The organism is Halolamina sp. (genome assembly GCF_036626355.1).
Taxonomy (GTDB): Archaea; Halobacteriota; Halobacteria; order Halobacteriales; family Haloferacaceae; genus Halolamina.
On the sequence record NZ_JAZKRY010000104.1, the window covers coordinates 1 to 8,895 of the forward strand.

6 protein-coding genes are annotated in these 8,895 nt (G+C 66.3%); 3 read left to right on the top strand and 3 right to left on the bottom strand.

The window, feature by feature from the left end:
- Positions 1-62: 62 nt before the first annotated feature.
- A complete protein-coding gene (locus V5A38_RS13370; protein ID WP_332326262.1) occupies positions 63-1,058 on the bottom strand; it encodes a tyrosine--tRNA ligase in 996 nt (331 codons plus the stop codon).
- 170 nt (positions 1,059-1,228) lie between these two features.
- Between V5A38_RS13370 and V5A38_RS13375 the strand changes: the two genes are divergently transcribed.
- Complete coding sequence (locus V5A38_RS13375) at positions 1,229-3,328, top strand: prolyl oligopeptidase family serine peptidase (protein WP_332326263.1); 2,100 nt, start codon at positions 1,229-1,231, stop codon at positions 3,326-3,328.
- A 47-nt stretch (positions 3,329-3,375) separates the two neighbouring features.
- Here V5A38_RS13375 and V5A38_RS13380 read toward each other — a convergent pair whose 3' ends face one another.
- Positions 3,376-5,373, bottom strand: a complete 1,998-nt coding sequence (locus tag V5A38_RS13380) for a DUF460 domain-containing protein (RefSeq protein ID WP_332326264.1) — start codon at positions 5,371-5,373, stop codon at positions 3,376-3,378.
- A gap of 185 nt (positions 5,374-5,558) precedes the next feature.
- Between V5A38_RS13380 and V5A38_RS13385 the strand changes: the two genes are divergently transcribed.
- Complete coding sequence (locus tag V5A38_RS13385) at positions 5,559-6,839, top strand: hypothetical protein (RefSeq protein ID WP_332326265.1); 1,281 nt, start codon at positions 5,559-5,561, stop codon at positions 6,837-6,839.
- A gap of 7 nt (positions 6,840-6,846) precedes the next feature.
- Here the strand turns inward: V5A38_RS13385 and rnz are convergent, their stop codons facing one another.
- A complete protein-coding gene (gene rnz, locus V5A38_RS13390; protein WP_332326266.1) occupies positions 6,847-7,779 on the bottom strand; it encodes a ribonuclease Z in 933 nt (310 codons plus the stop codon).
- 678 nt (positions 7,780-8,457) lie between these two features.
- Between rnz and V5A38_RS13395 the strand changes: the two genes are divergently transcribed.
- A partial coding sequence (locus V5A38_RS13395; protein ID WP_332326267.1) for an AAA family ATPase occupies positions 8,458-8,895 on the top strand: 438 nt, incomplete at its 3' end.

The window sequence follows — 8,895 nt, forward strand, 5'->3', positions numbered from 1 at the left end:
TCCGGCAGTATACTCTCCGTGACTGGAGCACGAGGCGGCGGTCGGTCGCCCGCCGCGACTGGCTAGGCCCGCTGCTCCCGCAGCTTCCGCCGCCCCGGTTCGATGAGTTCGTCGAGATACGTCGCCAGCGCGCTTTTCGCGTCGGCGGGGTGAAGCTCCCCCGACTCGAAATCGGCGAGCAGTTGGTCGTAGCTGTCGTACTGGAGGTCGCCGCCGTACTCCTCGGGGCGCTCGACGACGACCTCGTCGAAGCGCGGGAACACGTGGTACTCGAAGATTTCGAGCACGGGGTTGTTGGACTCTTCGCCGTCCTCGGTTGGCTCGGGATCGGCCGTCGCCGGGCAGAACGCGCCGGTGATCTTCTCCTCGATATCCTCGGTCGAGTCCTCCATCGAGATGGAGACCCCCGAGCTACTGGACATCTTCCCGATGCCGGTCGAGAGTTCAGAGATCAGCGGCGTGTGGAGACAGGTCGGCGCCTCGTAGTCGATGTTCGGCAGCGTGTCGCGGGCGAGCATGTGGACTTTCCGTTGCTCCATCCCCCCGACCGCGAGATCGATGTCCAGGTAGACGATGTCAAGGGCCTGCATCAGCGGGTAGACTGCCTGCGAGACGGTCACGGAGTCGGTCGAGCTGATCTCGGACATCGCACGCTCGGCTCGCGAGAGCGTCGTCTCCAGTTCGAGCGCGTGGAGATCCAGCACGTACTCCTCGTCGAACTGGAACTCCGACCCAAGGCGGAACTCGGTCCGCTCCTCGTCGAGCCCGTAGGCGACGAACTGCTCCTGCATCCGCGTCGCCGTCTCCCGGATCTCCTCGAACGTGCCCTTGTCGTTGAGGTAGGCGTGTACGTCCGCGAGCAGGATCACGACTTCCATCCCCGCGTCCTGCAGGTCGATGAGCTTGTTCGCCCCGAGCATGTGGCCGATGTGGAGCACGCCGGAGGGCTCGTAGCCGACGTACGCGCGCTTGCCTTCCGGCTCTTCGGCGAGCTTCTCGACCTCGTCTTCGGTGACGACCTCCGCGGCGTTGCGGGTGAGCAGGTCGTGTGCGTCCATACTCGAACACCTCGGAGCGCGCGGTTAGGTTTTCTGGAAGCGTGTGGACGGTTCAGCGAGTGACGCGTGCCTCGACCCCCCGAAGCGCTGATGGTGCAACGACAGTAGAGAGAGGCCGAATCGATTGCCGATGGAGGTATTTCTTTCCCCCCTGGTCGTAATCTGTGCCCATGGTATCGTTTAACATAGATGACGCGCTCGGGGTAGCGACCTACGGTGAACCGTCCTGGAACTGTCAGGCTACGTACGTCGGCTATCAACGCTTCCACGACGGGGATACCTCGTTTGTCGCCCGGCCCGTTGACTCCGTTTCCGGTGAACAGATCTCCCTCGAGGAACGGCGCCCGAGAGAGGAGACGACGCTGGCAGGGGACGTCTCTGAACACGACTGGCATCCCACCCGGGAACCGGTCGTCGCCGTCATCCAGGACGGCAACGTGATGCAACTCGACGTCGCGTCCGAGGCGGTCAAAACACTCGTCGCTGCGGAGGCCGACTGCTCGTCGCCGGTCTGGCGGCCGGACGGCGACCGGCTGGCGTACGTTCGGGATGGCTCGCTCTGGCTGCACGATCTCACTGATGGGGCAACCCTGCAGGTGACTGGGCGGGTCGCGGAACTGTTCGGCCCCACACCTGTCAAATGGAGTGCGAGCGGAGACCAGCTTGCGACACTCACTGAAACGGACGAGGGAACCATCGCACTCTCCGTGTTTGCCCCCTCGGCGACCGACGGCACCGGCACGGACGAGCCAGTCTGGGAACGGGCGCCGACGAAAGCCGAGCAACGCGTTTCGGATACGTTCGATTGGGCCGGTGAGGTCCTCGTGTATGCGGACGACACGACGGACGGAACGGAACGCCGGTATCAGATCGCACGTCCCGGGGAGAACAGCTCGACCGAGGACGGCGTCCACACAAGTGAGACGGTGCTCACCGAAACTGACGAACGTGGCCTCTCGGGCGCGACAATCGTCGGGCACGAGTCGGGACGGGTTGCACTCCTTGCCGCACCGGAGAACCATCACCACGTGTTCGTTCTCGATATCGGGGAACGCCAGGCTGCGGTCGAACGAACGGGTGAGTACGAGTTCCGTGGAGACGGGATACGACAGGTCACTGCTGGGGATTTCGAGGCCCGTGGCGATGCCTACGACGAACCAGCGTGGGACGAGACAGGTACGCGGCTCGCGTTCGTGACGAACGAACGGGACCCCGGCGATCGCCATCTCCACGTCGCGTCACTCGACCAGGGACGCACTGATATCGAAACAGTCTTCGACGGGATTGACGGGAACGCTGTCTATCCGGACTGGGGCGACGGGTGGATCACCTGCCTCCGGTCGGGACGGAAGACGCCTGCTGACGTTCACGTGTTCGACCCCGATGAAGGGGCTGTTGAACGGGTTTCAGTCGGCTTCAGCGAGCCGGAATCGTTGGACTGGTTCCCCGACCCGGTGCCGGTTACGTTCGAGAGTGACTACGATGGGGAGCCGGTTCACGGCTACCGATACGACCCACCGGCGGAAGAGGTCGCTGCGGACAGACCGGCGGTTATCTGGGCCCACGGCGGTCCGATTCGGCAGATGCGCCGTGGCTTCCACCACATGCGGTCGTACGGGTTCTTCCATGCGTTCAATCACCTCCTCGTGAGCCGTGGCTACACCGTTCTCGAACTCAACTACCGCGGGGGGATCGGCTACGGCCGGAACTACGAGATGGCGATCCAGGAGGAGATCGGACGAGTCGATGTCGGGGACTGCGTCGGAGCCGCCTCGTATCTTCGCTCACTGGACGGAACCGGCGACGCGGTCGGGTTCTGGGGGTTGAGCTACGGAGGGTTCCTCGCGAACGCCCTCGCCACGAAAACCGACAGCTTCGACTGTGTGGTTAACTTCGCGGGAATCTGGGACTGGCGCGAGTGGGTTCGGTACGCGACTGGCCGGAACTGGGGCGCCGGTCGCCGGTTCAAACCCCTGTTCGGCGGCCACCCGGACGACGCGAGGGAGCGCGTCGAGGCGAACTACGCTGAAGCGTCACCGAAAGACCACGCTGCCGACATCGATACCCCGCTGTTCGCGTTGCATGGCACGGACGACCCGAACGTGCAGTTCGCCCAGCTGGACGACCTCGTGATGGATCTCGTCGAGCAGGGCGACGAGTTCGAGATGGCCTACTACCCCGAGGAAGACCACATGTTCCAACACTCAGAAACGTGGGAGGACGCGCTCGACCGGGTTCTCCTGTTCCTCGAGACGAACCTGCATGAGTAGACGGCCGGCACCCGTTTTCGTGACGCGACCGTCGGCTCGCTCAGCAACTACGTCCCGCGTCCGGCGGACTCCTCTCCGAGTCGTTCATCAGCCCGGTGCTCCGAGATGACTCGGTCCATCATGCTCTCGGTCTGGGCCTTCCGGCGCTCCTCGGCGCGGTCCGCCCAGTCGGCGACGGCCTCTTCGATCTCGCTCTCGCGGGCGACCGCCAGTTCGTCGACCTCCTGAATCGTCACCGTGCCGGCGGGCGCGACGGGAATCTCGTTGTCGAACAGCACCCCGTCGGCTTCGTTCGAGAGGTTCCCGTCCCGCAGGACGAGGCGGGGCTCGGTTTCTGCGAGGCGCTCGGCGCTGGAGCGGCCGGCGCCGCTCGCGTCCCGCAGGTAGACGACGTCACCCGACGCGAGCCCGTAGGCCTCGTCGGCAGTCTCGATCGCGTCGCAGGTGAACTGCTCGACCACTTTCACGGGGACGAGGTTCCTGTCGGCGGCCACGTCGCTGAAGTTGGAGTGGTCGAGTTTCCAGAGCGCCTTCAGCCGGGCGAGCTTGTCCTGGAGCTCCTCGTTCGCGGCGATAGCCTCGTCGCGCTCGCGCTCGAGGCGCTCGGCCCGGCGCTCCAGTCGGCTCACTTCCCGGCGTTCGCGGGCTTCGCGGCGCTCCTGCTTGCGCGCGTCGCTCAGCTCCCGCTCGTACTCCAGAATCGTCTCCTCTTTCTTCTCGAGTTGGGCCTCGAGCTCCTCGGCGTGGTCGCTGAGGCGGTCGACCTGCGCTTCCAGGTCGCGGATCCGCTGCTCCTCCTCGCTGAGTTCGCGCTCCTCGTGCTGCTGTTCTTCTTCTTCCTGCCCATCGTCGTCCGAGAGCTCGTCGAGCACCGTCTCGACGGACTCCTCGCTGGAGATAACGCCAGCGATGACCTCCTCGCGGTCGAACTGCGGGGGAACTTTCTGGACGATGCGCTCGAACTGGTCGGCGTGGTCGTCGACGGCGAACAGCGCCGCCGCGAGCGCGTCGCGCTCGTGGTCGTTCTCGTAGCTCACCTCCCGGGTACGGTGGAGCTTCTCGTCGACCGGCAGGTCGCTCTCGGGCGTCCAGCCCGCGGCGTCGAACGACCGGCGGAACTTCTCGACAGTTTCGGGCATCGGCGTCACGTCAGCGGCAACGAGCATCGGCCGGCCGCGCTCGATGAGCCACTCCGTGAGCTCGGCGGTGTCCCCGGTGCGGGAGGAGTAGAGATCGTGGACGGTGCCGTCGATACCGACGACGGCCGCCGCAGTCGTCGTTCCGGGGTCGATTCCGACGATGACGTGGTCGCGGCGCTTCACCAGCGGTTCGAACTCGATGCCGTCGCGGCGTTCGCGCTCGACCTCGATACGCACGTCGCCGTTCCGCATGTTCGAGGCCGGGATATCTTCGGGGCGGGCCTCGACGGTGAAGATGGCGTTCGAGAGGCCGCCGTACTTCTCGGTGACGTCCTTCTCGTAGTCGAGATTCTCGTCCTGGAGGTCTGACTCCACCTCACGGGCGGCCTTCCGGACGTTCCCGTGGATACGGCGGGTGTAGCGGTCCTGGCTCCAGCCACCGCTCCCGGTGGAGCGGCCGCGAGAGACTTTGACCGTGGTCGTGTCGCTGAAGGCAGTGACGCGCTGGCCGACGCTGCCGAGCGCCAGGCGTGCGGCGGCTTCGGCCTCCTTCATCGGTTTCTTGGCGTAGGGCACGCCGTAGCGCGAGGCGACACGGGAGAGCGGTTCGGGGCGGTTGGCGCCAGTCACCTGGACGAGGTCGGTGCTGGCGGGGAGGCTGCGAAGGAAGCCCACGAGGGCGTTCTTGTCCGGCGCGAGTTCGTACATGTTGTCGACAGCGATGCGGGTCGGCTCCTCCTTCTCGATGAGCCGCCGCAGTTTCCGGAGCGAGACGGTGTCGCGCTCGATGCGCTCCTCGTCGGGACGAATTACCACGAGGGCGTAAGTCGGGGAATCCCCCCGCACGTCGCCGCTCTGGATGTCGACGCCGAACACCGGCCCGTCGATGGGGCTCGGGGCGTTCACGCCTCAGCGTTCGTGGTCGGGGGGTAAATATCCGACGCCGGTCGTGGGTTCGACTGGATACGACCCACCGACGCGAGGTAGCTGTCGCTGCACGCACAGACAGGTACGGAACGCTCGTGTGGATTCGCTGTGAACCGCTCGTCCCTCCACAAAGCCCATTGTTGGAGAGTACTGCTTTGACAGCGATGCCCTCCAGACGAGCCCTCCTCCGCGCTCTTGGTGTGTCCGTCGCCGTCGGCGCCGCTGGTTGTAACGAGTCCGCCGACGGTGACGGGACACCCACTCAGCCCCCGACAGAAACGCCGACGGCGACGCTGACCGCGACCCGGACGAAGACGCCGACACGGACACCCGCAAGCGAGACGCCAACTGCAACAGAGACATCGACGCCCGCAGAAACACCGACGCCGAAAGCGGCGGAGAGCGCCGAGACGCCGGCGCTCACCACTGGCGAGAGCGTCGATCGGTTCGGCCGATCGGTGGCGCTGTCGCAGGAGGCTGCGATCGTCCTCGCGGCGGACAGCGGTGCCTACGCGTTCGCGCCCGACGATGGCTGGGCTGACCCGGTGGTTCTGACGTCGAACGAGGGTGACTGGTTCGGTGACCACGGCGCCTCCGCGGCACTGGTCGGCAACCTGGCCGTCCTCGGCAGCCCCGGCGCCGGCGCGGCCTACCTCTTCGAGCGGACGGCCGACGGATGGGTCCAGCACCACCAGTTCAGCCCCGACGTCGAGGAGGACACGAACGAGTTCGGCCGGTCCATCGCGTTCGACAGCGAGCGGGTGGTGGTCGGCGACGTGAACGACCCCTCGCCGATGGTAGAGCGGAGCGGCAGGGCGTACGTCTTCTCGGGCGATGGAACGGACTGGGCGCGGGACGCGACCCTCGGAACTGACGCGGAGGAGTTCTTCGGCACCGCCGTCGCCGTCGATGGCGATGTCGTGCTCGTCGGCGCGGTCCACGCCGAGGTCGACGGGGAACGCACCGGGGCCGTCTACGTCTACGAGCGCAGTGACGGGGCGTGGCAGCGACAGGCGAGACTCGTCCCGGCGGACCCGTCTGGAATCGAATCGTTCGGCCAGTCGGTCGCTCTCGACGGTGACACCGCAGTCGTCGGCGCCTCTGCCTCCGATACGGGCCACGCGTACGTCTTCGCACGGACCGGCGGCGACTGGGTACTGCAGGAGCAACTCACTGTTCGGGGACTCGAGTCTGGCGCTGATTTCGGGCAGTCGGTCGCGATCACCGGCGGGTCTGCGGTGGTCGGCGCGCCCTACGCTGGTGAGACGGGGCGCGCGTACGTCTTCGAGGAAGCTGCCGAGTGGGCGCTGTCTCGGCGGTTCGGCGCCGTCGATCTCCCGGAGAACGCCGAGTTCGGGTTCGACGTGGCGCAGTCGGACGAGACAGTCCTCGTCGGAGCGCCGGCCTACCGCAACACAACTGGCGCGTACCTCTTGGACCTGTAGCCGTCCGCTACTCCTTGTCCGGGAACGGCACATCGACAGTCTGGCCGTCCTCGGCGACGAAGCTCTCGCCGTCGAAGGCCGCATCGGCCTCCCGCTCGTGGCTCACCGGGTTGCCCGCGTAGCGCGAGGAGATGTGCGTCATCGCGAGCCGTTTCGCCCCCGCACGGGCGGCGAGCTCTCCGGCCTCCCGCGCGGTCGCGTGACCGGTCGAGCGGGCACGCCCAGCCTCGCTGTCGTCGAAGGTGGCGTCGTGAATCAGCAGATCCGGCTCGTCGGCCACCTCGACGGTCGCCTCGACGGGCCGGGTATCACCGGTGTAGACCAGCGAGCGGCCGGGCCGTGGCGGGCCGACCACCCGGTCGGAGTCGATGATGCGGCCGTCCTCCAGTTCGACGGACTCGCCCTCGTGGAGGCGACCGTACGCGGGCCCCGGTGGAATGCCGAGTTCCTCCTCCGCTTTCTCGCGCATGAACCGACCGGGGCGATCGTTTTCGACGAGCGCGTACCCAATAGACGTGGTGCGGTGCTCGGTCTCGAACGTTCTGATCTCGTACTCCTCGGCGTCGATGGCGACGGTGCCGGGTGTCACCTCGTGGATTCGAACCGGGAACCCCGTGTTGTGGTCCATCGCGCCGATGAGGTTCTCGAGGCTCCGTCGGCTCCCTGGCGGCGCGTGGATGGCGAGCGGGGCCTCGCGATCCTGGAAATCCCAGGTCTGGACGAGGCCGGGGATGCCGAGCACGTGGTCGCCGTGGAGATGGCTGAGCAGCAGGTGGTCCACGTCGAAGCCGGTGGCAAAGCGCATCATCTGGCGCTGGGTCCCCTCGCCGCAGTCGAAGAGGAACCGCTCGCCCTCCCGGTTCACCATGATCGCGCTCGGCGCCCGGCGGGTGGTCGGGACGGCGCCGCTCGTCCCGAGGAACGTAACGCGGAGAGTCATGTCAGTACATCGTTCCGGCAGCGATAAACGGCTGTCGACTTCCACAGTTACCGCAGTTGAGCGGGGGCGCTGACTGTCGTAACGGATCGTTGAATCGCTCCACGTATCCACCCGGAATCCGGTTCCCTCTTCGGGTATGGACCTACTACTATACTCATGTCGACTCGTCGAGCAGAGGCCAGGGCTGCTTTCCGCACACATCTCGAACTCCGAATATAATACAACGCCAAACAGTGGCGACGGTCCTCGTAGCCGCAATACTCCCAGTCGCGGGCTGTGGCTCCGCAGTCTCTCCAGGCGGCGACGACGGCGGCAAGGGAAGGTCAGTGAGACAGGCGAGAACGGCACGCTCGTCGTGAGCGTCCCGGCAGACGCCGAGGAGCTCGACCTCGAGGTCGAGACGGACGAACAGGAGCCGAGCTGACAGTCGACGTCCAGCAACCCGACAGCACGGAAGCGAGCACTGAGACGGAAACCAGTCCGCTCACCGCGCCTGCGCTCTGGGGACGGCACGCAATCGTCGGCCGCGCTGCGGACGGTTCTTTTTGCCGTCGCCAGGCCGAGAGCGCCAGCGGGACCGACCAGGTTCCGAACTGCACCGATCGGGACGTCATCATGCCGTTCGTGGACCGCCTGTACCGAGGAGTTCTTACCGGGCGCCGCGCTACTGCGTTGTAAATGGATGCACCGCTCTGGTCCGAGCGACACGCCCCCTCGCTCGAGGACCTCCCGCAGGCGGAGGTTCGCGAACGGCTCGGGCGGGCCGTCGCCGAGCCGATGAACCTCGTCGTACAGGGACCGCCGGGGTCGGGCAAAACCGCCGCTGTGCGGGCGCTCGCCCGTGCGGCACACGAGGACCCCGAGAACGACCTCATCGAACTCAACGTCGCGGATTTCTTCGACCGCACGAAAAAGGAGATCCGCGAGGACCCCCGCTTCGCCTCGTTCCTCGAGGGCCGCAGCCGGATGGCCAAACGCGACATGATCAACCGCGTGCTGAAGGAGTCCGCGAGCTACGCGCCGATGTCGGGCGAGTACAAGACAATCCTGCTCGATAACGCCGAGGCGATCCGCGAGGACTTCCAGCAGGCGCTGCGCCGGGTGATGGAGCAGCAC